The sequence below is a fragment of the Bacillus sp. ISL-18 genome, assembly GCF_018613415.1.
GTDB lineage: Bacteria > Bacillota > Bacilli > Bacillales > Cytobacillaceae > Neobacillus.
This window is the reverse complement of record NZ_JAGGQG010000002.1, coordinates 773,493-799,113: the sequence shown is the minus strand read 5'-3', so window position 1 is coordinate 799,113 and position 25,621 is coordinate 773,493. Positions and strand designations below refer to the sequence as shown.

The 25,621-nt window shown below is 40.0% G+C and carries 22 protein-coding genes; all 22 read right to left on the bottom strand.

Annotated elements, in window-relative coordinates; all coding sequences use genetic code 11:
* Positions 1 to 208: 208 nt before the first annotated feature.
* Positions 209 to 469 carry a stage V sporulation protein SpoVS gene (gene spoVS, locus J7E81_RS03965; RefSeq protein ID WP_003211281.1) on the bottom strand — a complete coding sequence of 87 codons (261 nt, stop codon included), beginning with the start codon at positions 467 to 469 and terminating at the stop codon, positions 209 to 211.
* A 225-nt stretch (positions 470 to 694) separates the two neighbouring features.
* Positions 695 to 1,492, bottom strand: a complete 798-nt coding sequence (locus J7E81_RS03960; protein ID WP_215040821.1) for a TIGR00282 family metallophosphoesterase — start codon at positions 1,490 to 1,492, stop codon at positions 695 to 697.
* A gap of 112 nt (positions 1,493 to 1,604) precedes the next feature.
* Positions 1,605 to 3,164: a ribonuclease Y gene (rny, locus tag J7E81_RS03955; RefSeq protein ID WP_215040820.1), complete on the bottom strand. Its 1,560-nt coding sequence runs from the start codon at positions 3,162 to 3,164 to the stop codon at positions 1,605 to 1,607.
* 319 nt (positions 3,165 to 3,483) lie between these two features.
* Positions 3,484 to 4,527: a recombinase RecA gene (gene recA, locus J7E81_RS03950; protein ID WP_215040819.1), complete on the bottom strand. Its 1,044-nt coding sequence runs from the start codon at positions 4,525 to 4,527 to the stop codon at positions 3,484 to 3,486.
* A 655-nt stretch (positions 4,528 to 5,182) separates the two neighbouring features.
* The gene (locus J7E81_RS03945; RefSeq protein WP_215040818.1) at positions 5,183 to 6,436 is read right to left on the bottom strand and encodes a competence/damage-inducible protein A; all 1,254 of its coding nucleotides are present in this window, start codon (positions 6,434 to 6,436) and stop codon (positions 5,183 to 5,185) included.
* Between the two features lie 29 nt (positions 6,437 to 6,465).
* Complete coding sequence (gene pgsA / locus J7E81_RS03940; protein ID WP_215040817.1) at positions 6,466 to 7,050, bottom strand: CDP-diacylglycerol--glycerol-3-phosphate 3-phosphatidyltransferase; 585 nt, start codon at positions 7,048 to 7,050, stop codon at positions 6,466 to 6,468.
* A gap of 51 nt (positions 7,051 to 7,101) precedes the next feature.
* On the bottom strand, positions 7,102 to 7,998 hold the full coding sequence (locus J7E81_RS03935; RefSeq protein ID WP_215040816.1) for a helix-turn-helix domain-containing protein: 897 nt from the start codon (positions 7,996 to 7,998) through the stop codon (positions 7,102 to 7,104).
* 20 nt (positions 7,999 to 8,018) lie between these two features.
* Complete coding sequence (locus J7E81_RS03930; protein ID WP_215040815.1) at positions 8,019 to 8,807, bottom strand: DUF3388 domain-containing protein; 789 nt, start codon at positions 8,805 to 8,807, stop codon at positions 8,019 to 8,021.
* Positions 8,808 to 8,997: 190 nt separating this feature from the next.
* Positions 8,998 to 9,255 carry a DUF3243 domain-containing protein gene (locus J7E81_RS03925; protein ID WP_215040814.1) on the bottom strand — a complete coding sequence of 86 codons (258 nt, stop codon included), beginning with the start codon at positions 9,253 to 9,255 and terminating at the stop codon, positions 8,998 to 9,000.
* An 82-nt stretch (positions 9,256 to 9,337) separates the two neighbouring features.
* On the bottom strand, positions 9,338 to 10,060 hold the full coding sequence (gene ymfI, locus J7E81_RS03920) for an elongation factor P 5-aminopentanone reductase (protein ID WP_215040813.1): 723 nt from the start codon (positions 10,058 to 10,060) through the stop codon (positions 9,338 to 9,340).
* Between the two features lie 189 nt (positions 10,061 to 10,249).
* Positions 10,250 to 11,542 (bottom strand): EF-P 5-aminopentanol modification-associated protein YfmH, encoded by a 1,293-nt coding sequence (yfmH, locus tag J7E81_RS03915; RefSeq protein ID WP_215040812.1) that lies wholly within the window; start codon positions 11,540 to 11,542, stop codon positions 10,250 to 10,252.
* A complete protein-coding gene (gene yfmF, locus J7E81_RS03910; protein WP_215040811.1) occupies positions 11,542 to 12,822 on the bottom strand; it encodes an EF-P 5-aminopentanol modification-associated protein YfmF in 1,281 nt (426 codons plus the stop codon). Before yfmF ends, yfmH begins: the two co-directional genes overlap by 1 nt.
* Positions 12,823 to 13,190: 368 nt before the next feature.
* Positions 13,191 to 14,150, bottom strand: coding sequence for an ABC transporter permease (locus J7E81_RS03905; protein ID WP_215040810.1), 960 nt, complete (start codon positions 14,148 to 14,150; stop codon positions 13,191 to 13,193).
* A 1-nt stretch (position 14,151) separates the two neighbouring features.
* Positions 14,152 to 15,198, bottom strand: coding sequence for an ABC transporter permease (locus tag J7E81_RS03900; RefSeq protein WP_215040809.1), 1,047 nt, complete (start codon positions 15,196 to 15,198; stop codon positions 14,152 to 14,154).
* Complete coding sequence (locus J7E81_RS03895) at positions 15,191 to 16,726, bottom strand: ABC transporter ATP-binding protein (protein WP_215040808.1); 1,536 nt, start codon at positions 16,724 to 16,726, stop codon at positions 15,191 to 15,193. Before J7E81_RS03895 ends, J7E81_RS03900 begins: the two co-directional genes overlap by 8 nt.
* A 200-nt stretch (positions 16,727 to 16,926) precedes the next feature.
* Positions 16,927 to 18,003, bottom strand: a complete 1,077-nt coding sequence (locus tag J7E81_RS03890) for a BMP family lipoprotein (protein ID WP_215040807.1) — start codon at positions 18,001 to 18,003, stop codon at positions 16,927 to 16,929.
* Between the two features lie 87 nt (positions 18,004 to 18,090).
* Positions 18,091 to 18,816 carry a GntR family transcriptional regulator gene (locus J7E81_RS03885; protein WP_215040806.1) on the bottom strand — a complete coding sequence of 242 codons (726 nt, stop codon included), beginning with the start codon at positions 18,814 to 18,816 and terminating at the stop codon, positions 18,091 to 18,093.
* A 350-nt stretch (positions 18,817 to 19,166) separates the two neighbouring features.
* Entirely contained in the window at positions 19,167 to 21,524 is a 2,358-nt protein-coding gene (locus tag J7E81_RS03880; RefSeq protein WP_215040805.1) for a DNA translocase FtsK, read from the bottom strand.
* 128 nt (positions 21,525 to 21,652) lie between these two features.
* Positions 21,653 to 21,889, bottom strand: a complete 237-nt coding sequence (locus J7E81_RS03875; protein WP_215040804.1) for a YlzJ-like family protein — start codon at positions 21,887 to 21,889, stop codon at positions 21,653 to 21,655.
* Positions 21,886 to 22,638 (bottom strand): ClpP family protease, encoded by a 753-nt coding sequence (locus J7E81_RS03870; RefSeq protein WP_215040803.1) that lies wholly within the window; start codon positions 22,636 to 22,638, stop codon positions 21,886 to 21,888. Before J7E81_RS03870 ends, J7E81_RS03875 begins: the two co-directional genes overlap by 4 nt.
* A gap of 171 nt (positions 22,639 to 22,809) precedes the next feature.
* On the bottom strand, positions 22,810 to 24,477 hold the full coding sequence (locus tag J7E81_RS03865; RefSeq protein ID WP_215040802.1) for a ribonuclease J: 1,668 nt from the start codon (positions 24,475 to 24,477) through the stop codon (positions 22,810 to 22,812).
* A gap of 240 nt (positions 24,478 to 24,717) precedes the next feature.
* Positions 24,718 to 25,590, bottom strand: coding sequence for a 4-hydroxy-tetrahydrodipicolinate synthase (dapA, locus tag J7E81_RS03860; protein ID WP_215040801.1), 873 nt, complete (start codon positions 25,588 to 25,590; stop codon positions 24,718 to 24,720).
* Between the last annotated feature and the right edge of the window lie 31 nt (positions 25,591 to 25,621).

The following is a 25,621-nucleotide window of genomic DNA, read 5'->3' as shown; positions in this document are numbered from 1 at the left end:
CTATTACATCACTAGGAAAATTGGGTTAAAATAAACGTTTAGATACGCAAATACTGGATTTTTTTACTATAATTAGTATTCTCGTTTAAGTTTGTGTTATATAGCAGAATAGTATTTTCTTAATTTTTATATACCATTAACAGCAAAAAACCTGCTGGAATGATTTCCAAGCAGGTTTTTGCTGTTTATGTCCTGAGGCCTATCTCTTTCAACGCGGCTCTACAATTAGCTTAATGGCTGTACGTTCTTCCCCGTCAATCAAAATATCGGTGAACGCAGGGATACAGATCAAATCAACTCCGCTAGGTGCTACAAATCCTCTTGCAATCGCTACTGCCTTAACGGCTTGATTCAATGCACCCGCACCAATTGCCTGTATTTCTGCTGCACCTCTTTCACGCAGAACTCCGGCAAGTGCACCAGCTACAGAATTAGGATTAGATTTTGCTGAAACTTTTAATATTTCCATTCCTAGCTCCCCCTTAGAAAAATCCCGATCCCGCATGAGCATTTCATGAACAAATCAGGTTATAACATTCCACTGCTACTATATTCAGCTGTGAAATGACATATTCCGGCTTGGACGAAAAAAGTCAATATATTCGCAATAAAACTAACTCATTAATTGGCGATTTTTTTAGGGAGTACCATCATACTTTAAAAAGACTCAAAAAAACTTCCTAATCGGAAGTTTTTAACTATAAAATGGATGGTCGTCATTAATTAGGATTGGGACCATCTTTTTAGAAAATCCTGTTTTTCGATCTAATTCAATGTAAACAGCACTCAGCTGATTTCTGCCGGACGTTGGTACTTCAAATCGGACTGGCAGGCTTGTTAGGAACCTTTTAAGTACAGCCTCCCTTTCCACCCCAAGAATACCGTCGTAAGGGCCTGTCATGCCCACATCTGATAAATAGCCAGTACCGCCTGGCAAAACCCGGTTATCAGCCGTTTGGACATGCGTATGGGTACCAACAACAGCCGATACTGTTCCATCTAAATACCAGCCCATGGCCTGCTTCTCACTGGTGACTTCCGCATGAAAGTCCACAAAAATGAACGGCGTCCTTTCTCTGGCAATTTGGACTAATTCATCCGCTTTTTTAAAAGGACAATCCAATGGCGCCATAAAGGTTCGACCCTGAAGATTAATAACAGCTATTTCGAATTCATTTATTTTAAAAAAGGCAAGTCCTTTTCCCGGTGTTCCTTCTGGGAAATTCGCAGGCCGCACCATATTTTTTGCCGAATCGATAAATTCAAATATCTCTCGGTTATCCCATGCATGATTACCCAGCGTAACCGCTTGGGCACCATGGCTCAAAAATTCACGATAGATTTTTTCGGTTATCCCTTTTCCACCCGCTGCATTTTCTCCATTAATGATGGTAAAATGGGGCCGGTATTTTTCCTTTAACTTTGGCAGATATTCCTTCACCATGTCTCGACCAGGGGAGCCGACGACGTCACCGATAAAAAGTAGGTTCATTTTATTCCCTTTCGTTGATAAAAATTCGTATTGTTTAAATTGTATCACATATGGTTCTTATTTAATCCAAATAAGGCCGATCAAAAAAATAAAGCAGTGCATTCGCACCGCTTTATTTTGCATATTCAACAGCCCGTGTTTCACGGATTACCGTTACTTTAATATGTCCAGGATAATCAAGTTCCTCTTCGATTCGTTTTCGAATATCTCGTGCCAATCGATGTGCAGCAAGATCATCAACTGCGTCTGGTCTTACAATAATACGGACTTCTCTACCTGCTTGAATCGCAAAAGATTTTTCAACGCCTTCATAAGACTCTGAAATCTCCTCAAGCTTTTCAAGGCGGCGGATATAGTTTTCGAGTGTTTCACTACGAGCTCCTGGTCTAGCAGCTGATAAAGCATCTGCTGCGGCCACAAGGACGGCAATGATGGATGTAGGTTCTGTATCGCCATGGTGGGATGCAATACTATTGATTACAACTGGGTGCTCCTTGTATTTCGTTGCAAGTTCTACCCCGATTTCCACATGGCTTCCTTCTACCTCATGATCAATTGCTTTACCTATGTCATGAAGCAATCCTGCACGACGGGCCAGTGTTTCATCCTGACCAAGTTCAGCAGCCAATAACCCTGAAAGCTGAGCCACTTCCATAGAATGCTTAAGGACGTTTTGACCGTAGCTAGTACGGAATTTTAAGCGGCCAAGAATTTTGATAAGATCTGGATGAAGTCCATGTACTCCCACTTCAAAAGTTGTTTGCTCCCCGACTTCACGAATATATTCATCCACTTCCCGACGGGACTTTTCAACCATTTCCTCGATTCGGGCTGGATGGATTCGTCCGTCTTGAACTAACTTTTCTAAAGCTAAGCGAGCCGTCTCTCTCCGAATAGGATCAAAGCCTGATAGAATGACAGCTTCAGGAGTGTCATCAATAATCAAATCAATTCCAGTTAAGGTTTCAAGGGTGCGAATATTTCGTCCTTCACGGCCGATAATCCGACCTTTCATTTCATCATTTGGAAGGTTGACGACAGAAACAGTCGTTTCCGCAACATGGTCAGCAGCGCAACGCTGGATGGCTAAGGAAAGAATTTCCTTCGCTTTCTTGTCGGCTTCCTCTTTCGCTCGATTTTCACTTTCTTTAATCATTATAGCCGTGTCATGGGATAATTCTTGTTCCATTCTGTCGACAATGATTGTTTTTGCTTCCTCGCGCGTTAAGCTCGAAATACGTTCGAGTTCAGTTTGTTGTTTTCGTACCAACTCGTCCACTTTGCTTTCCATCTCTTCAATATGCTGTTGTCTTTGGTTTAGAGAATCATCCTTCTTTTCTAAAAGATTTTCACGCTTGTTTAACGTTTCCTCTTTTCGATCTAAATTCTCTTCTCTTTGCAGTAAACGGTTTTCTTGTTTTTGCATTTCATTTCTTCGTTCACGAACCTCACGTTCAGCTTCAGTACGAAGCTTGTGAATTTCATCCTTTGCTTCTAGCAAAGCTTCTTTTTTCAATGAATCAGCATCACGTTTCGCATCTTCAAGAATCTGCTCTGCAGCATTCTTTGCACCTGCTACTTTTGCATCAGCAATGGATTTATGAACAAAATAGCCAACAACGGCACCGACGATAAGGCCAAGCAAAATGGAGATGATAGTAATTAAATCCAATCGTTACACCTCCTCTTGCTATGAACTTTTGTTTTTTTTTTAAGTGTCGGCATGTACATTGTTTAGACTCAACATACAGCAAGCACCAAGGCTTTTCGCAATGTAATATTTCCAAAAATGTAAAATATACATGTTAATTGTAAAGCTGTGAATATTTATTGTCAAGGCTTTGTCCGATTAGCTTTTTGAAATATTTAGAAATTAGTCTAATCTAATCAATAGGTTATAATACCCAATGTGTATATTTATAAATATGGATGGATATTTATTCATTTTAACAAAAAAGCAAAACCATTTCCAGGCTTTGCTCTACTCAGACCTATTCTAATAAATTAATCTGTTCATCTTCATCTTCTGATTCCGTTACAATCTTTTCCCCATCTAAACCGAAGTGTTCACGGATTTTTTGGCTGATTGCATCCCGGGTTTCAGTATTTTCTTTTAAGAATAACTTCGCATTTTCACGGCCTTGGCCAACTCTTTCATTGTTATAGGAGTACCATGAACCGCTTTTTTGGACGATATCTAATTCAGAACCTAAATCGACGATTTCGCCTTCTTTAGAGATACCTTCTCCATACATAATATCAACTTCAGCCGTACGGAATGGCGGAGCTACTTTGTTCTTTACGACTTTAATTTTGGTTCTGTTACCAACCATTTCAGTGCCTTGCTTTAAAGTTTCCGCACGGCGTACTTCAAGACGGACAGTGGAATAGAACTTTAAGGCCCGACCACCAGGTGTCGTCTCTGGATTTCCGAACATGATTCCGACTTTCTCACGAATCTGGTTAATAAAGATTGCGATTGTTTTAGATTTATTGATCGCCCCTGATAGTTTACGAAGGGCTTGCGACATTAAGCGTGCTTGTAAACCTACGTGTGCGTCACCCATTTCGCCTTCGATTTCTGCTTTAGGAACTAGGGCAGCAACGGAGTCAATGACAATAATGTCAACTGCACCGCTTCGTACTAAAGCTTCAGCGATTTCAAGTGCCTGTTCACCTGTGTCAGGTTGTGATAATAGTAATTCATCAATGTTAACACCAAGTTTTTGTGCATAGGTTGGATCAAGTGCGTGCTCGGCATCGATAAACGCAGCTTGTCCGCCTTTTGCTTGTACTTCTGCAATTGCATGAAGGGCAACGGTTGTTTTACCAGAACTTTCTGGGCCATAAATTTCAATAATACGTCCTCTAGGGTATCCGCCCACTCCAAGTGCCACATCAAGTGCTAAGGAGCCGCTCGGAACAGTTTGTATTCTTGTTTCGGTTTTTTCTCCCATTTTCATAATGGAACCTTTACCGAATTGTTTTTCTATTTGCTTTAACGCCATTTCTAAGGCGGCCTTACGGTCACTCACAAATAGTTCCTCCTTTTATATATAAAGAATTAAAGTGTTGAAGTCTATGAATATAAATCCTATTATTACTATACCTTCTTTTAGTCTATTTGTCGAGTAAAAAAGCGAACATTTATTCGACTTAATTATTAACATTTTATACTAGGAAAACAGCTGTATTAACCCTGTTTTTGGCTTTTAACTGTTTAAAACTAGCTGATAATTACATTTTTTCCCTTTATCTGAAAAGTGAAACTTCTATAATCTTTTAAAGAAGGATTTTTTAGAGAAATCAGATCCTCATTAGAAATTGCTTATTGGACAAATTCCTTTGATGCTCTTGTAATTTGTCTAATAGGAGGCCTCTATAGAACAATACCCTCTTATTCCTTAGCTAAACTGTCCAATAGAAGCACTCTATTGGACAAAATCCTCTTTCATCAAACCTAAACTGTCCATTAGAATCACCCTATTGGACAAAATCCTCTTCATCGAACCTATACTGTCCAATAGAATCAGCCTATTGGACAAAATCCTCTTTCATCGAACCTATACTGTCCATTAGAACCACCCTTTTGAACAAAAACCCCTCGCCATCTAATAACTTGTTCAACAGCAACAAAACATCACGCTCTCCCGACCAACACCACTCCCAAAAAAAAACCACAGAACGCTATTAAGCATTCTGTGATTCTTTTAACGTTTTCAAAACAAAATAACAACCATATTTCACCGCACGATTGCGGATTGCTTCCCTTGTTCCTCCAAGAGTTAGCTTTTCTACTATCGTCGGCCTTCCCTTACGCGAAACCCCTATATAAACCGTGCCCACCGGCTTTCCTTCCAGCTCATCCGGACCTGCTACACCCGTGAAACTGATCCCAATAGCAGCGCCTACTAACGAAGCAGTATTTTCCGCAAGCTCTAACGCACACTGTTCACTAACCGCACCATCATTCTCAAGCGTTTCCTGTTTCACTTGCAAAATCTTGTGCTTTACTTCATTTGAATAGCAAACCACTCCACCTTTATAAACAGAACTTACACCAGCAATCGCAGTTAACTCCTTCTGGAACAAGCCCCCGGTTAAACTCTCCGCAGCCGTAATTGTTAGGTTCCGTTCTTTCAATACCTTCGTCAATTCAGCAAATAATGAAGTTTGATCATATCCATAGATATACTGACCAACTCGTTGACTAATTGTCTTTTCCACTTCATCCAGCATCGACTGGGCAACATCCTCGTCCTCGTGTTTTGCCGTTAAGCGCAGGGTCACTTCTCCATCGCCGGCTAGCGGGGCAATCGTAGGATTACTCTGTGCATCTATGATATCGATAATTTCCGTTTCCAAGGCCGCTTCCCCGATTCCAAAGAAACGCAGTACCCTAGAAACAATTTTCTCATTCGCCGTATCCTTAGAGGCCAGGGCCGGGCAGCCATAATGCTGAAACATCGGTTCCATTTCCTTTGGAGGGCCAGGTAAAAGCATATACGTGTTACCGTTTGTCTCCAGTACCATTCCAGGAGCCATACCATTGTCATTTGGAAGAATATGCGCGCCCTCTAATACCAATGCCTGCTTACGATTATTTTCCGTCATCACACGACTGGTCCGTGCGAAATATTGCTCAATCGACACTAATGCCTGTTGGTCCATCACCAGATTTTTACTTAGGTGGCGGGCAATTGTTTCCTTGGTTAAATCATCCTTGGTTGGTCCCAAACCACCGGTAAAGATAATGATGTTCGCTCGGCCTTCCGCTGTTTTAATGGCAGATAGCAGCCTGTCAGGATTGTCCCCTACAACGGTATGAAAATAAACATTAATGCCCAGATCCGCTAATTGCTGTGAAATAAATTTGGCATTGGTGTTGACAATTTGCCCGAGCAATAACTCCGAACCTACTGCAATGATTTCAGCATTCTTCAAACCTATTCCTCCTTAAAAACATGGCAGTCCTATTTTGAATTTTTTAGTACATGGCTGTTTTTTGCAAAATAATCCCAGCCAGACCAAATCGTAAAAATCATGGCTACCCATAATGATAAAATATCAAATCGAAATGAGATCATTTCAAAAAGTATATTATGTAATAAAAGTGAAGAAATGGCGATAATTTGGGTCCATGTTTTAATTTTGCCAAGCATATTCGCTGCAACAACCTCACCTTCCCCGGCAAGTAACAAGCGAAGTCCAGTTACCGCAAATTCTCTGCTGATAATAATGATGACGATCCAAGATGGTGCATAGACATCAGGAAGTTCAACAAGAACAATTAAAGCAGCTGACACTAGTAATTTATCAGCCAATGGATCAAGGAATTTCCCCATATTCGTCACAAGGTTATATTTACGGGCATAATGACCGTCCACCCAGTCTGTGCATGAAGCAATTATAAAAATGAGTGCACCTACAAAATGGGTAACAGGTAAATCTGCCCCAAGAAGATGCATGTTTCCCCAGTCAAAAGGTACAAGCATCATAATTAAGAATAATGGAATTAATAGGATCCTTGATACCGTTATTCTATTAGGAATATTCATATTTTTTTCTCCTTATCATTGAAAAAGTGAAAAATAGCCATCAGCAGATGACTATTCATTCTTCAGAACATGTTGAATCTTGATATTCTGAACATTAGCTGTTGCTGGTATTGCATACTCAAGCTTTTGATCATTAATATAAATATCTGTATCTGCAGCATTTCCGACCCTAATCACAGCCAAATTTTCTGCGGATAAATCTTGAGTTTGACTCTCAGTTGCCCCTTTTCTAAGGGTTCCTTGGAAAAAGGTCTTCTGTTTTCCATTTTTGATGCTTACCCAAGTTTGTCCTTTGGAAACTAACTTAATGACAAATTTATCAGCATTTTTTAAATCATAGGTTGTGGTGTTCCCTTGTGTTTGAACAGCTGTTACCACCTGCTTTGGTGTTTCAACTGGCGGGGTCGTTTCCTCATTTGGCTTAGCTGTTTCTGTGTCATTTTTGGTCTCGTCTTTTTTGGTTACTTCATCTGCTTTAACCTTTTCAAGTTTGGTTGATTTTTCAAGTTTAACCTGCTCCCGGTCATTACTGATTGTTTCATTCTTCGTATTACCGGCATGGTTGGCAATAAAGTAATATAAAAGACTAGCAATCCCTATGACAAAAACACCTATTAAAACCTTTGGCAGGAAATCAAATACTTTTGAGTCGCCTTTTGAGATCGCTTTGTGCGTATTCACTCGTGATAAATGATGGATTTCATCATTATGGGAGGCTGGGATTTCGTTTTTATAGGTTTCAAAGATTTCATCGGGATTTAGATCTAGCGCTTCTGCATATTGTTTAATAAAAGCCCTCACATAAAAATTCCCAGGCATGCTGGCATAATTACCTTCTTCGATCCCTACTAAATATCGCTTTTGAATTTTGGTTATAGTCTGAAGATCGTCTAAGCTTAAGTTTTTAGCTATTCGGGCTTCCTTTAATCGATTCCCTAGTTCCGTCACCTTTAACACCTTCCAATTTATTAAAAATCAAAATCTCCAAAATCAGATCCGGAGAACATATTATGCTGATCAACGACATCGTAGGTGATTTCTTCTTCAGCGTCGTTGCGAAGTTCAATGATATAATCGAAATCGTCTAGCGTGTACTCTGAGTTCTGCACAAAGATATCAGGATGCTCAATCACTTTAACGGAAGGCAAGCGCATAATTTCACGTACTAGCTGCCAGTGCCGTTCATTAGCACGTCTAGTAGAGACAATTCCATCAAGGATAAACAAATTGTTGGCGTTATATTCATCCTCAATCAGCTGATTACGGATCGTTTGTTTTAACAAAGTCGATGAAACAAACAACCAGCGCTTATTCGCACAAACACTTGCTGCAACGAGTGATTCTGTCTTACCAACGCGAGGCATTCCACGAATACCGATTAGTTTATGCCCCTCCTGCTTAAATAATTCTGCCATAAAATCAACTAATAATCCAAGCTCATCCCTCACAAACCGGAATGTTTTTTTATCATCAGCGTCCCTTTGAATATAACGGCCATGTCTAACTGCCAGCCTGTCACGAAGTTTTGGCTCTCTTAGTTTTATTAGTTTTATTGTGTCCATAGTATTTAAAATTGACTCAAGCCGTTTAATTTGATCATCATCTTTTGCTAAGATTAACAATCCACGCCTGCCTTCATCCACACCATTTATGGTGACAATATTAATTGCAAGCATCCCTAATAAAGAGGAAATGTCACCCAAAAGACCAGGTCGGTTTTTCTGAATCTCATATTCTAAGTACCATTCTTTTTTCATTAATAAAAAACCCCCAAAAAGAAGTTTCGACAAATTTTTTACACTGTCACGTCTAAACCTTATAATAAATGATTTTGATAGAAGATGAAAGGAAAAACAATGAATATGACATATTTATTAAAAATCTAAGCGGAGAGACAATAATGTTTGCAAAAACCAAAAAGAGAGGAGACCCTTAGGTCCCTCTCTCTTAGCGTGATCCGTTATTTGAAATTAACTTTACCATCATGTTAGCAATTGCTTGCTGTTCTTGTTTATCCGCAACAGACCAAAGATCTGCAAGAATTCTTTCCTGTTCATTTTTAGGCTCTACCTGGTTTGCTAAGTAGTCACCAATTTGAAAAGCAAGGTTACTAACAGCACCTTCACTCATGCCTTCGCTTTGTGCATGATGTAAACGATCCGCTAAGAAGTCTTCCCACTGTTTCCAGTTTTCTAAAACAGACATTGTATTCCCTCCTTTAGAATAGTACAAGGTTATTTTGCGAAGAAGGACCCTGAACTATTCATTGCAAACGATGAAATATTTTTTAGGTGTACCATCCCCCATTGACCGACAACACCTGACCTGTGATATAGGAGGACTCATCCGAAAGTAAAAAGGCGACACTGGCAGCAATTTCTGCAGGCTTTGCCATTCGTCCCATTGGAATCTCAAATGAAACTTGCTCTCGTTCTTCAGAGGTGAAGGCCTCCATCATGGGTGTATCCACAGCGCCTGGAGCAATGGCATTGACGCGAATTCCATTTAAAGCCACTTCTTTACTTAGCGCTTTTACAAAGGCAATTTGTGCCCCTTTTGCAGCAGAGTAAGCTACTTCACAAGCAGCACCTGTCTGCCCCCAAATAGAGGTAATAACAATAATATTCCCTGTCCGTTTTGATACTAATTTAGGTAATAATTCTTTGGTTAGCATCAGGGGATTTAGTACATGAATATTCATTAACTCTTCGGCTTCGTCATGCTTTAAATCGATCAGCAGACCATAATGACTTTTCCCCCCGCAATGGATGATCGCATCTAAGGAAAAGATTTGCGGCAGCACAGATTGATAACCATTAGCTGTGGAAAAATCAGCCTGAATGGGGATATATTCACCGCCATATGATTCAAGCTTGGTGATTAAATTCCTGATCGATTGTTCGTTTTGATTGTAATGCAGGTACAAATGATACCCTTTAGCGGCTAAATTCATGGCCACCGCTTGTCCAATTCCTCCACTTGCTCCCGTTACTAACACATATTTTTTCAATTACATCACTCTTTCATTTAGTAAGGCCCACACGCCACTAATTTGTTGCTATCCGCTAGTATTTTATCTCTTGTGCCAGTGTTTCATCTCTTGCGCCACTAACCAAATACTATCCGCCAGTAAACCCACACAACACAACTTCTCACCCTTCCAACGCCAAAGAAGCGCCGGGTTACGACGCTTCCTCGCCTACTTTTGTTTCGGGATCACTTGGCATACCGAAAATCGTTCCTCTGAAATCACTTCAGAAGCTAACGTTTGTAAGTCCTGCAGGGTTATCTTTTCGAGCGTTGGCACAACGTCGAATAAATTCATATCATTAAACGCATACCGAGTAAACTGGTTGGCAATATATTCAGGTGAATTCACAGCTCGCAGGAAGGCACCGATTTTCTTCTTTTTCGCTCTTACTAACTGTTCCTCATTAAACACACTGCCTTGTTTGGCATCAAGAAGCATTTGTTTCAGACTGTCAGAGAGTTTATCCGGCTCCGCCGTATCTCCTCCAATCATCGCAAAGCCAAAGCCTTGTTCCTGCGTATAGTCATAGGAAAAAGTTTCATCGACAAGACCCTCGTCATAAAGCTTAGTATAGTTATCCGAACTTTTTCCAAACAATAAATCAAGCAGCACATTCATGGTTAGCTCGTTTTTAAGCAGCACTTCACCTGTCTGATCCACATGAAGGGCTTTAATTCCTAAGAGAGATTTGGAAGTTTGCACATTCATTTGAAGAACCTGTTTCTTTTCAGCAGCCTGCGGCGGCTCCTCTTCAAATTTCCGTTTAATCTCCGGCATCGCCTTATAATCTTTTTTGGCCTGGTTATCTCTCACTTGCGTCATTATTTTTTCCGGGTCAACAGGACCAACAATAAATAATAGCATATTGCTTGGGTGATAAAAGGTATTGTAACACTCATACAGCCAATCTTTATCAATCTCCGCAATCGACTCAATGGTACCAGCAATATCAATTTTCACTGGATGATTTTGATATAAATTCTGGATTAAACCAAAGTATAACCGCCAATCAGGATTATCATCATACATGGTAATTTCCTGACCAATGATTCCTTTTTCCTTTTCGACCGTTTTTTCGGAGAAATAAGGGCTCTGGACAAAATCAATCAGTGTTTCTAAGTTTTTTTCGACATCAGACGTACTAGAAAATAAATAAGCCGTCCGCGTAAACGATGTAAACGCATTGGCCGATGCTCCTTGACGGCTAAACTGCTGGAACACATCGCCATCTTCTTTTTCGAACAGTTTATGCTCTAGAAAGTGGGCAATCCCATCTGGGACCTTGACATACTCGTCTTTGCCTAGCGGCACAAAGGTATTGTCTACCGAACCGTATTTGGTTGTAAAGGTACAATAGGTTTTATTAAAACCTTTCTTTGGCAGGATATATACATTTAAGCCATTAGACATTTTTTCATGAAAAAGTTCTTCTTGAAGCTGGTCAAACGTAATTTTCTCCATTATTTGCCCGCCTCCGTTCCCGTTAAGAAATAAATCGTATCAAGCTGAATCTTTTCTGCCACAGCTGTGATTTCTTCCTTTGTCACTTTATTCATTTCATTCATCCAGGTATCAAGAGAAATCGTCGTATCTGCAACCACATTATGATAAAGAATTTCGGTTAGGCCTCTGGCCGTGTCCACTGTCTCCATAATTTGATTTTGGATAACGGCTTTGGTCTGCTCTAATTCTTGGTCGGTAAAATCGCCCTTTTTCATCGCATCCATCTGTTCATGAATGATTCCGACTGCCTGGTCATAGTTTTTCAAATCAATCCCTGACATGACCAGCATTAGGCCTTTATGGCTCTCAAGCCGGCTAGCCGCATAATAAGCAAGACTTGCCTTTTCACGAACATTAATAAATAGTTTAGAATGTGAAAAGCCGCCAAAAACCCCATTAAATACTTGAAGAGCAAAATAATCAGGATCTCCATAAACAATATTTGTCCTGTACCCGATATTTAACTTACCTTGTTTTACATCCTGTACTTCTTTTACTTCATTCACATTCGATCTAGGGGCTGACTTTTCAGTTTGAATTTTTTTCGGGGTACGATTTTCAAACTGTAGTAACTGGCCTGCTAGTTGTTTTACTTCCTCTTCTTTCACATCACCAATTACATAAAGGTCCATTTCATCTTCTGAAAAGGCCTTTTGATAATATTCATATAAATTTTCCGGTGTGATTGCATCAACATCGCTGGCTTCCCCATTAACCTGGAGGGCATACGGTTCATCTTTACACATTTCTTCTAATAGGCGGACACTCGAATAGCGCATTTTATCATCGAAAACAGATTGAATCCGAGATTTAAGGACTCTTTTTTCCTTTTCCACTGTATCCCGGTCAAAGGCATTTCCGCTTGCATTTGGATTCGTTAAAATTTCTGATAACAGTTCAAATCCTTTTTTTAACAGCGGGGCTGGGTCACTTAAAAATTTTTCATTGGCAATTTCTAAGGATACACTCATCACATGATATTCACCTTTTTTAGCCAAATCAACATAAAGAGTTGCACCGTAAAGCTCATCTAAATAAGAGCGTAATGCTGTTGTAGATGTATGTTTGGCTGAGCTGCTTTGTAATACATGCGGAAGCAGGGCCCGTTTCGTTACATCTTCTTTTGTTAAAGGTGCTTTCATTCGCCAAACGAATGTATTGGTCTTATACTTTTCAGTTGCAATCACATGGAGTTTATAACCCTGCAATTCTGTGATTTTTTCTGCAGTTGAGTCCATTGTAATCCTCCTTTTTCTAAAGGGCTTACTTATAATATGTAAACATTTTTCTTTATATCTTTTCCTTTTGTAAAAATACCTATACTTCTTACTATAATTTGCCAAGCCCGTACAATACAAGAAATTACGCTTATTTATTAAAAAAGTTGTGTTAAAGGTTACTGTTAATTTTCAGCATGTGATTGGAGCGGAAGGCGGCGAAGACTCCTGCGGGAGTACGGGGCAGGGGAGACCCAACAGGCGCAAGTGCGCCGAGGAGGCTCCCCGGCACGCCCGCGGAAAGCGAAGCCGCCTGGAGCGGAAATCAACATTCAAGATTTACACAGCCATTAAAAAAAGAGCTCTCATTTAACTGAGAGCTCTTCCATTTACCGACTGCCTTTAATATAATGGGTACCACTTGCTTTCGGAGCATCGGCACGGCCGATAAATCCGGTTAAAGCAAGGATGGTTAATACATATGGAGCAATTAACAAGTAGACATTTGGAATTTCTTTTAAGAACGGTAAACTTGAACCGATGATACTGATACTTTGAGCAAAACCAAAGAAAATCGCTGCACCCATTGCACCAAGTGGATGCCATTTACCAAAAATCATCGCTGCGATTGCCATAAAACCTTGACCACTGATCGTAGAGTGGCTGAAGTTAGAGGTAATCGATTGAGCGTAAACTCCGCCGCCGATTCCACCTAATGCTCCTGAAATGATTACACCTAGGTAACGCATTTTTGTCACGTTAATCCCCATTGTATCTGCCGCCATTGGATGTTCCCCAACAGAACGAAGACGAAGACCAAATGGTGTTTTATAGACAATGTACCAAACGATAATTGCCACAATAATAGCAAGGAATGATGTCCAATAAGTGTTTTGGAAGAATATTTCCCCAATAATCGGGATATCTTTTAAAACTGGAATATCAATTTTGTTAAAACCTTTGTTGATAATATCTGTTTCACCCTTATCATAGATAAGCTTGACAAGGAACAAGGTTAAACCTGTTGCTAATAAGTTTATCGCCACACCGGAAACGGTATGGTCAGCACGGAAAGTGATGGCTGCAACCGCATGTAACAATGAAAAGATCGCACCTGCAACCATAGCAACAATGATCGCAAGCCATGGAGTTAAGCTTCCAAACGTGTCGACAAAGGTAAGATTGAAAACAATCGCAGTAAATGCCCCGATTACCATTAAACCCTCAAGACCAATGTTTACAACACCTGAACGCTCTGAAAAAATACCGCCTAATGCAGTGAAGACAAGAGGAGCTGCCCATAACAATGTGGATGGAACGACGATGATTAAAATTTCCATTAAGCTCAACTTACTTCACCTCCTTTTTACTAAATCGGTCAAGAAATACCCTTATTATATAACTTGAAGCAACAAAGAATACAATCAAGGCAATAATGATATCAACTAGTTCATTGGGAACACCGGCCTCAAGCGGCATATTCAATGCCCCTACTTTTAATGAACCAAATAGTAATGCCGCGAAAAATACACCTAATGAGGTATTGGCACCAAGTAAGGCAACCGCAATCCCATCAAATCCGACACCAGTGAAACCGCCTTTTACTGTCGCATAGCCGAAAGTACCTAATCCTTCCATTGATCCTGCCAATCCAGCAAAAGCACCAGCAATAACCATAGAAAGGATAATATTTTTATTTACACTCATTCCTGCGTAATGAGCCGCATGCTGGTTAAAACCAACAGCACGTAATTCAAATCCTCTTGTTGTTCTTTCAAGTAAAAACCACATAACAATACAACCAATAATGGCAATTACAATACCCCAATGGAGCCGTGAATAATCCGTAATACTTTGTAACCAGTCAGATCTTAAGGATGCAGATTCCTTAATCATATCGGTTTTATCTTTATTATCGGTAATGATATTTTTAATAATGTAATTGGAAACATGTAAGGCAATATAGTTCATCATAATTGTTACGATTACTTCATGAACGCGGAAACGAGCTTTTAAAAAACCAGGAATGAATGCCCACAAAGCCCCTGCTGCCATGGCCGCTAAAATGGCAAGTGGTAGATGAATAACTTTTGGAAGATCAAAGGCTACTCCCACCCACACTGCCGCAAGCCAGCCGACGAGAAATTGTCCTTCTACCCCGATATTAAACAAGCCTACACGGAAGGCAAATGCAACCGCTAAACCAGCAAGAATATAAGGTGTAACTTGTCTGATCGATTCCCCTATATAATAAGACTCACCAAAAGCCCCATTCCAGAGGGCCGAGAAAGCTGCCACAGGATCATAACCGCTGATAACCATAATAATGGTACCAACAATAATACCTAATAAAACAGAAATAATCGGTGTTAAAATACTATTAAAGCGTTTAAGCATGGGAGTGTTCACCTGCTTCCTTTCTATTTGACCCAGCCATCAACAAGCCAAGCTCCTGCTCCGATGTTTCTTTAGGATTGACGATAGCAACGATCTTCCCCTCATAGATAACAGCAATTCGGTCACTTACGTTTAGAATTTCATCCAATTCAAATGAAACGAGTAAAACGGCTTTACCATTGTCACGCTGTTCAATCAGACGTTTATGAATAAATTCAATTGCCCCGACATCCAAGCCGCGTGTAGGCTGTGCTGCAATTAACAGATCCGGATTCCGATCGACCTCTCGGCCAATAATCGCCTTTTGCTGATTACCGCCGGATAAGGCACGAGCCAAAGTATATTCGGTTGGTGTTCGAACATCAAACTCACTAATTAAAGTTCGCGCTTTTTTATAAATTTCTTTAAAGTTTAGGACTCCGCCTTTTGAGAATGGCTTTTTATTATACGTTTGCAACACCATGTTCTCGCCTATTGGAAAGTTTAAAACCAGTCCATGTTTATGACGGTCCTGCGGGATATGGCCAACCCCTGATTCTGTAATCTTGCGTGGTGTTTGGTTAATTAGTTCTTTTCCGTTTAATTTAATGCTGCCGCTTTCTGCCTTTCGTAATCCGGTAATGGCTTCAATTAATTCAGTTTGCCCATTACCATCAATCCCGGCGATACCAACAATTTCACCAGCTTTCACACTTAGATTTAAATCGTTGACAATATTAATGCCGCGTGGATCTTTTACAACTAAATTTTGAACAGATAGGACGTCTTGTTGTGGTTTTGCTTCAGTCTTTTCTGTTTTAAAGACCACTTCACGTCCAACCATTAAGCTCGCCAGTTCGTTAGGATTTGTTTCACTTACATTAACGGTACCGATCCCTTTACCTTTACGGATGACCGTACAGCGGTCAGCCACTTCCATAATCTCTTTCAATTTGTGGGTAATGAGAATAATAGATTTACCTTCTTTTATAAGCGTTTTCATAATTTGCATAAGTTCTTTAATTTCCTGAGGCGTAAGTACAGCAGAAGGTTCATCAAAAATGACGATCTCCGCACCACGGTATAAAGTTTTTAGAATTTCGACCCTTTGCTGCATTCCCACGGAAATATCAGATATCTTTGCTTGCGGATCAACTGCTAGACCATAACGTTCAGAAATTTCACGAACCTCTTTTTCTGCCTTTTTAAGATCTATTCTTCCGCCAGTTGTGATTTCTCTGCCAAGTATAATATTTTCTGTTACCGTAAAAGTATCGACAAGCATAAAGTGCTGGTGCACCATACCTATTCCTAGATCATTTGCAATGTTAGGGTTGGTGATTTTCACAGGTTTCCCTTTGACACGAATTTCACCTTGCTCCGGTTGATATAGCCCAAAAAGTACGTTCATTAAGGTGGATTTACCTGCACCATTTTCACCAAGTAATGCATGAATTTCGCCCTTCTTTAACTGAAGGGTAATATTATCATTCGCAACGAAACCGCCAAATTCTTTACGAATGTTGAGCATTTCAATTACAAAATCCATCTTTCTCACTCCCTGCGATAAGATAAAAGGAAAATTTGACCAATAGTAGTAAGAGGTCAGACCTTTCAGATTTTTAAAAAAACAGGGATTCCTCCCCACTAAAATCTTAAATGAAAGGTAGAATATGCTTCTACACTTCAGTTAGGATTTCATTAAGAAGGAATAAGCAGGCAGCAAGGCCAGCTTATTCCCCTTTATTATTATTTTGCGCTAAATGTTTTTAATTCTGCACGAGTACCAGGAACTTTTACAGTACCCGCTTTAATTTTGTCCGTCCATTCTTTGACAGCAGTTTCAATAGCGGCTTTATTTGGTGCTTTGCTATTGATTGGTGATAAACCAACACCGTCTTCAGCAAGACCGTATAAGGCAACTTTTCCGCCAGGGAAATTACCATTTTTTGCTTTTGTAGAAACGTCTATAACAGCATTGTCTACTCGTTTAAGAGCGGAAGTTAAAACAACATCTGGACCCATATTAGCTTGATCACTGTCTACCCCGATTGCCCAAATCTCACGAGATGGATCTTTTTTCTTAAGGTCATTAGCTTCTTTAAATAAACCAACACCGGTTCCACCAGCTGCGTGGAAAACGACATCTGCGCCGGAAGAGTACATTTTTGAAGCGATAGATTGGCCAAGTTCTGCTTTATCAAATGCACCCGCATATTGAATGTCAACAGTTGCTTCTGGCTTCGCCGCTTTAACACCCGCTACAAATCCTGATTCAAAACGTTCAATAACAGCACCTTCAATACCGCCAATAAATCCAATCTTGTTGGATTTGGTTGTCATTGCTGCTGCAACGCCCGCTAGGAATGAAGCTTCTTGTTCTTTAAATAGAATACTAGCAACGTTAGGCTGTTTCACTTCTGAGTCAACAATGGCGAAATGCTTATCTTTTTGCTGCTTAGCAATTTCTTCAACTGCACCTTGCATTAAATAACCAATACCAAATACTAAGCTGAAATTTTGACGAGCAAGTGTATTTAAGTTAGTAGAATAGTCAGCGTCAGATTTTGATTGTACGTAATCATATCCGCCTTTACCTTTGGACATGTTATTGTCTTTACCAAATTTCTGAAGACCTTCCCAAGCTGATTGGTTAAATGATTTGTCATCTACACCGCCAACGTCAGTAACCATTGCTACAGAGAATGCTTTTGATTTATCTGTTGTTCCACCCTTGCTTGTATCATTGCTTTTTCCACAAGCACCTAAAAGTGTTCCAGCAGCAAGAACTAGAGAAAGCGCCATTCCAATTTTACGCAATTTCAAAGAAATATACCCCCTAAGAATGTTGTTTGATTTAGTAGAAATGTTTACACTTCATTTGTTTAGCGTTTACACCTATTAACAAAAAAATTATGTTCTTTTTCTTAATACATGAAAACTAAATTTATCCGCCTTAAAATAGTTTACCGAGAATAGAACAGGTTCATCCGTTTCATCAAAATGCATTTGCTTTAACACTAACAAAGCAGTTTCTGGATCACATTCCAAAATGGGTGAAATTTTCTCGTGGTAACCTAAAGGTTCTATTTGGGCAACTGCGTATGTAATTCTACGATTTGCCGCCTCATCTAAAATCTGAAAAATAGATTCTTCCTCATGGGAAAATGTTTCAGGCAAAATGCTTTCCGGAACCTTGTCTATGCAGTAAACAACCGGTTCTCCGTTTGCAGTTCTAACCCTCTCCATCACGAAAATCTCCTCATTAGCAGAACATGAAAAACGACGAATGTCCTCCTCGGTAGGACCTTGAGTTGATGAACTTAAGAAAATAGTCCCGGGCTTCATCCCAGCTTGTTTGATCGTGTCAGTGACACTATTTAGTTGTTCAATCCCAGAAGTAAACATAGGCCTTCCGTTTACAAAGGTACCAACACCATGGCGCCTTATGATAACGTTCTCCTCTTCAAGAATACGGAGTGCTTCCCTAAGAGTTGCCCTGCTTACCCCCAGTTGTTTCGCAAGATCGAATTCTGAAGGCAGTTTTTCTTTTTCTTTATAGACTCCATTTTCAATATCCTGCTTCAACCGATCGATTACTTGTAAATATAAGTGCCGGTTATCTGACTTTATAGACATGCTGTTTCCTCCAGCCTTTTTCCTAAGACATCAGACATCTGATATCATTCCTACTAATCGGATTTATATTAACATTTTTTTTGTGATAAATAAATAGGAATATGGAATTTCGTCGAAAAAAGGGGGAAATAAGCTAACATTTATAAAAACGCTTACAAATTACGGAAGAAAACCATGAATTATGTCGAAAAAAGTAGAAAAGTAGCAATAATCAATTAATGAGCTATCACTTCCTTCCACTACTATAGTATCACTTTTTATAGAAATTAGACTTACAAAAAAAGAGCCGGATGGCTCTTTTTTACTACTTTTTTATCTAGTTGAGAAATTCCTTCCTTTTCTAAATGAGTTTAGGAACTCTGCTCTTCATTTGGTTTTGCCTGTAATACGGTCCGCGGCTTACTTCCTTCATATGGTCCTACCACACCACGGGCCTCCATTTCATCGATAAGACGTGCAGCCCTCGTATATCCAATCCGGAACCTGCGCTGCAGCATCGATACAGATGCCGTCTGCATATCAATAATTAAGTCGACGGCATCGTTGTACAATTCATCATCGACGGCTCCTGTTACCTCTGGAATATCATCCGGAATCATTTCTTCTTGATATTGTGCCTTTTGCTGCGAAATCACAAATTCAACTGTATCTTCTACCTCTTGGTCTGACAAAAAGGCACCTTGAACGCGGACAGGCTTGGATGCTCCTACAGGCAGGAATAGCATATCCCCTCTTCCCAGCAGTTTCTCTGCGCCGCCCATATCGAGGATTGTCCTTGAATCGGTTGCACTTGAAACGGCAAAGGCAATTCGTGATGGAATATTCGCTTTAATAACTCCAGTTATGACATCCACAGACGGACGCTGGGTGGCAATAATTAAATGAATTCCGGCTGCGCGGGCCATTTGCGCTAGTCGTGTAATCGAATCTTCAACATCTGATGAAGCAACCATCATTAGGTCCGCCAACTCGTCGACAATGACGACAATATATGGTAATAAGGGCTGCTTATCATTTTCTTCAAGATTATGTCTTCTTACATGCTCATTATAGCCTTCAATATTACGTGTACCTGTATGAGAAAACAGTTCATATCGTCTTTCCATTTCACTTACTACTTTTTTTAAGGCTTGTGATGCTTTTTTTGCATCGGTTACTACCGGTGCTAGCAGGTGTGGAATACCATTATAAACATTTAATTCGACCATTTTCGGGTCAATCATCATTAATTTCACTTCATGTGGTTTTGCTCTCATAAGAACGCTTGTGATGATTCCATTGATGCAAACACTTTTTCCGCTTCCGGTAGCCCCGGCAACAAGTAAGTGCGGCATTTTATTTAATTCTGCTAGAACGGCTTCTCCAGTGATGTCCCTGCCAAGCCCAATTAATAGTTTGGCATCGGGCTTATCATTCTGAGTAGCTTCAAGTACTTCCCGTAAGGAAACCATGGCTACCTCGGAATTTGGAACCTCAATTCCGATCGCCGATTTGCCTGGAATTGGTGCTTCAATCCGGATCCCTTTAGCAGCAAGGGCTAAGGCAATGTCATCACTTAAGCTGACAATTTTACTAACTTTTACTCCGACATCAGGATGGACCTCGTATTTTGTAACAGCAGGTCCTAAGTGAACTTGGGTAACGCGGGCTTTTACCCCGAAGGATTGGAATGTCCGTTCGAGCTTTGCCGCATTGGCGTGTATTAATTCATATTCACCACTCTGATCTGTCTTCCTTGGCGCCTTTAACAGCCGGAGCGGCGGTAATTCGTATGTTACGTTTTCCACTACCTCTTCAGTAAATGAGATTGGCGGGGTATTGTCATCATCAACCTCTTCTGTTTTACTCTTTTGTTCTTTCCCTTTTGCTTGTTCTGTTTCAGGTTTAGAGATGGATGGTTCTTCTACATAGGCCCGATCCGCAAAACTAGAGATAATAGGCTCAGGAATAATGGTTTCTTCCTGTTCATGTGGAACATTGTTGAGGACTGGGGCAGGCTGTCTTTGCCGATTCTCTCTTTCCTGTTGTTTTTCAGCAATGCGCTCATTACGGCGCTCTGTTTGTTTCTGCTTCCATTCGGACATATCCAGTTTAAAGGCTTCCCATTGACCTCTTGAAAAATCGAAAACAGTCATAATAATTTTTCCAACGAAATCACCTATTGACTTTCCTGTTAGCAAAATGATTCCGATTAATATAAATATAAATGCAATAATTTTTGTTCCTGTTTCTGCGAATAGATAGTGAAATAAGGCAAATAAAATAGCTCCAAGTATACCTCCGCCAAGGTCAGTGGTGCTTGTCTCCCCTCTGACTTCCATCATAAATAACTCCCAAGTGTTACTTATTACACTAGGGTCCTTAAATTTCCCATTATTAGTAAGCAAATGGAATAGTGTTACATGACTCAATAGGAGGATTGCCGAAATAATAAAATAGGTGCCAACTAATTTAATATGAAAGAAAAAAGGGATACTTCTTTTCCACATTAAATAAACACTTAATATAACTAGCCCTAACAAACCAAGCATATACCATTCGCCCATCCAAAAACGGAAGAATAGAACGGTGGCTTTTCCAACTGCCCCGAGCTTGGCAATTGAAATGATTGCTAGCGCTAAAATGGCAAGGGCCGATAGTTCAAATTGAACGGTCCGTTTTAAATGATTGTCTCTCTTTTTTGGTTGTCTTCTCTTTTTTTTGGCCATTTTATCACCTTGTACGAAAAATATGTTATTGGAGAAATATACTAACGTTAACTCATATATATGTATAAAGAAAGCAGCCCAAATTTGGCTGCTTTTTTTCTCTTTGATAATTATACCATAATCTACTATTACAATGCCGATAAACCTCCGAGGTTAGCAAAAGAAATTTTTGCTCCCGGGCAAAGCTGCTGATTTAAATAATGCTGCGGGTCACTGCTTAGAATACGAACTACTTCTACATGCTCTGAGTCTGTTTGCTCTACCAGCATGGAGACACCCTGATAAGTGATCAATTTTTGTTTGCTCTCTTCCACTTGTTCGGCGGGAAAGATCAGTTCACTTGGCATCATCGTATATAAAATCATTGAATCAGCCCCTCATTTTCCCCTTTTTGGAGTTCAATCATTTCATTTAATTTCTTCATCGCAGGTCCTAGACCGCCTACTTCATCAATTAATCCGTATTTAACCGCATCAATACCAATGACATTTGTCCCAATATCTCTCGTTAAATTACCTTTCGCAAACATTAAATCTTTAAAGGTTTCTTCTTTAATTTTCGAATGTCCTGTCACAAATTTAACAACCCGCTCTTGCATTTTATCTAAATATTCAAAGGTTGCAGGGACTCCAATCACGAGTCCGGTCAGGCGAATAGGATGGATGGTCATCGTAGCAGTTTCAGCAATAAATGAATAATCACACGAAACAGCAATTGGCACCCCGATGGAATGTCCTCCCCCTAAGACAATTGAAACTGTTGGTTTTGATAGGGAAGCAATCATCTCTGAAATGGCTAGTCCGGCTTCTACATCACCGCCAACCGTATTCAGAATAATTAGGACCCCTTCAATTTTCGGGTTTTGTTCAATAGCGACTAACTGTGGAAGTAAATGCTCATATTTGGTTGTTTTATTTTGTGGCGGTAAGGCAAGATGTCCTTCTATTTGGCCTATTATGGTTAAGCAATGAATACTAGAATCAGCTGAGAGCTGCGGCACATTTGTTTGGCCCAATTGTTGTATTTTTTCTAATAATGGAGAAGTCTTTTCCTCTTTTTGAGGCTCTTGACCTTCTTGTTTGCCGGTATCATTACCTTGATATTCGTTATTCATCCTACTACTCCCTTCAAGCATGATATATGTTTAGTATTTACTCGAGATACAATTTCATGCTCTAAATATAAAAAGGCACTGGTTCATCCCACCAGTGCCGTGCTCTAAAAAATAATAGTTTCAAAATTGACTTTTAGATTATCAAGCTTCAGCATCTAGGCGCTTCCGCTTTTAAATCTCCATTATGATTGGAAGTATCATTGGTCTTCTCTTTGTTTTTTCATATAAAGATCGATTCAACTCATCTCTTATTTCCTGTTTTAAGCTGGCCCATTCAAACGTACCTTTTGCTGTATTCCTTTCTACGATATCACGGACTAATTTTGTAGAATCATCCATTAACTTTTCTGACTCACGTACATAAACAAAGCCTCTTGAAATAATTTCAGGTCCAGCAGCAATTTTCTTTTCCTGTTTTGTCAACGTGACAACAACAATCAGAATACCATCTTGAGATAAAAGCTTTCGATCACGTAACACAATATTGCCCACGTCACCCACACCAATCCCATCAATTAAAACATTTCCTGATGGGACTTTACCGGTAATACCAATGCCGCCTTCCTTCCATTCAACCACATCACCGCGATCAGGTATGATGATTTGTTGATCGGTAAGTCCACATTCCAATGCCACTTTCCTGTGTGCTTTGAGCATCTTATATTCTCCGTGGACAGGAATGAAAAATTTCGGTTTCATTAAATTAATCATGAATTTCAATTCTTCTTGGCTGCCGTGACTGGATACATGAAGGGCCCGTTTGCCAGAAATCACATTAGCACCCGCTCTAAAAAGCATGTCAATCGTTTTAAATAAAAAGACTTCACTTCCCTTTAGAGGTGAGGCGGCAATTAAGACGGTATCACCTGGTTGGATATTTAAAAGTTTATGTGATTGCTTGGCCATTTTCTGTAATGCCTCAATCGGTTCACCCTGGCTGCCTGTCATTAAAACGACAATTTCACGGTCCTGGTAATTTTTAATTTCGCTAACAGGGATAATCAGATCCTCATCAACTTCTAAATAACCTAAATCGAGTGCGATATGATAAATTTGTTCAAGGCTCTTTCCAACAACCGTAACTTTACGTCCATTTTCACTCGCAGCATTAAAAATATGCTGGATCCGGTTTATGTCAGATGCAAAACAAGCGGCAATAATTCGGCCTGGGGCATTATAAAAGGCATTAGACATTTCTCGTTCAACCTTGGTTTCTGAAGTGGTATATCCAGGGGCTTCAGCCTCTGTACTATCGGATAATAAGCACAATACTCCTTGGTCTCCAATGGCAGCCATCTTGCCGACTTCTGCCTTATAAAGCTTGGTTGCCCCCTGGTCAAATTTAAAATCACCAGTATAGACAATAATTCCTTCGGACGTATGAATGCAAACGCCGACAGAGTCCGGAATACTATGATTCGTTCTAAAAAAACTTGCCTGTACTGTGTCTAATTCCACCGTCGTGTCTGAATCCACTTCGATCAAATTAGCAGTACCAGTAAATTCTTGTTCCCTTAGCTTTGCATTTGCTAGTGCAAGGGTAAGTTTCATTCCATAAACAGGGACATCAACATGTGAGAGTACATAAGACAGCGCACCAATATGGTCTTCATGACCATGTGTTAAAAAAATGGCCTTCACCCGTTCCTTATTTTCTCTTACATATGTAATATCAGGTATGACCATATCGATACCGAGCATTTCTTCCTCGGGGAACATTAAGCCAGCATCAATAATAAATATGTCCTTGTCCACCTCAACAAGATACATATTTTTTCCGATTTCTCCAATACCACCAAGTGTAATCAACTTAATGGATGTATTCTTTTTCTTTACCAATTTGCGTTTCCTCCTATGCTGACAATAAATAGATACTCAAATAAAGCCCAGCAAAGCAACCATGAATGAGTAAAAGCTAAATATGGTTGTTCACTTTCAATCGCCGACCCAAGATCAGTTATAATTATTATACTTGATACCTGAAAACCTTTACAACCAATAATCATTTTTTTAAAGTAATATCGCTGTTTTTCAAAAAAAGAGCTAATCGAACAGAACATTCGATTAGCCCTCTGTCATTTATATACTTTTAAGAAGCGATATGAGTGTAGCTCGTTCTTCCCCCGTTAGACCTACAAGCGGAAGCCTGACTGGCCCTACATCCAGCCCTTTGATTTGTAAGGCAGTTTTAACTGGCCCAGGGCTTGGTGCAGCAAAAAGCCCTTGCATGAGCGGAAGCAAGTGTTGATGTAATTTAGCAGATTTAGCCTGTTCTCCATCAAAAAATGCTTTGACCATTTCTTGTAATTCATTTCCAATCACATGTGACGCCACCGAAATAACCCCTGCACCACCAATCGATAGAACCGGGATGGTTAAACTATCATCCCCGCTATAGAGGACAAAATCATCTGCCGTATTTGCAATGATATGCGTCATGGCGTTTAAGTCGCCGCTGGCTTCCTTTACCGCGACGATATTTGGAATTTTAGAAAGACGGATCACTGTCTGCGGCTGAATCGTAACGGATGATCTCCCCGGAATATTATAAACCATCATCGGCAGGGTTGTGGCTTCTGCAATGGCCTTAAAATGCTGGTACAAACCTTCTTGGTTTGGTTTATTATAATAAGGACCGACCGCCATAATAGCATCAACACCGAGCTGCTCAGCCTTTTTGGTTAATTCTACCGAGGCGTACGTATTATTACTCCCCGTTCCAGCGATTACTGGAATACGTTTTTTGACAACTTTCACTACATGATCAAATAGAGCCAGCTTTTCTTCTTTGGAAAGCGTCGGGGATTCTCCTGTTGTTCCTGCAATTACGAGGGAATCCGTGCCATTATCAATTAAATAATTAACCAATTGAGTGGTTTTTCCAAAGTCGATATGCCCATTTTTATCAAAAGGGGTTACCATTGCTGTTGATACTCGCCCGAAATGAACCATTTTAGTACTCCTTTCAATACAATCGGAACTT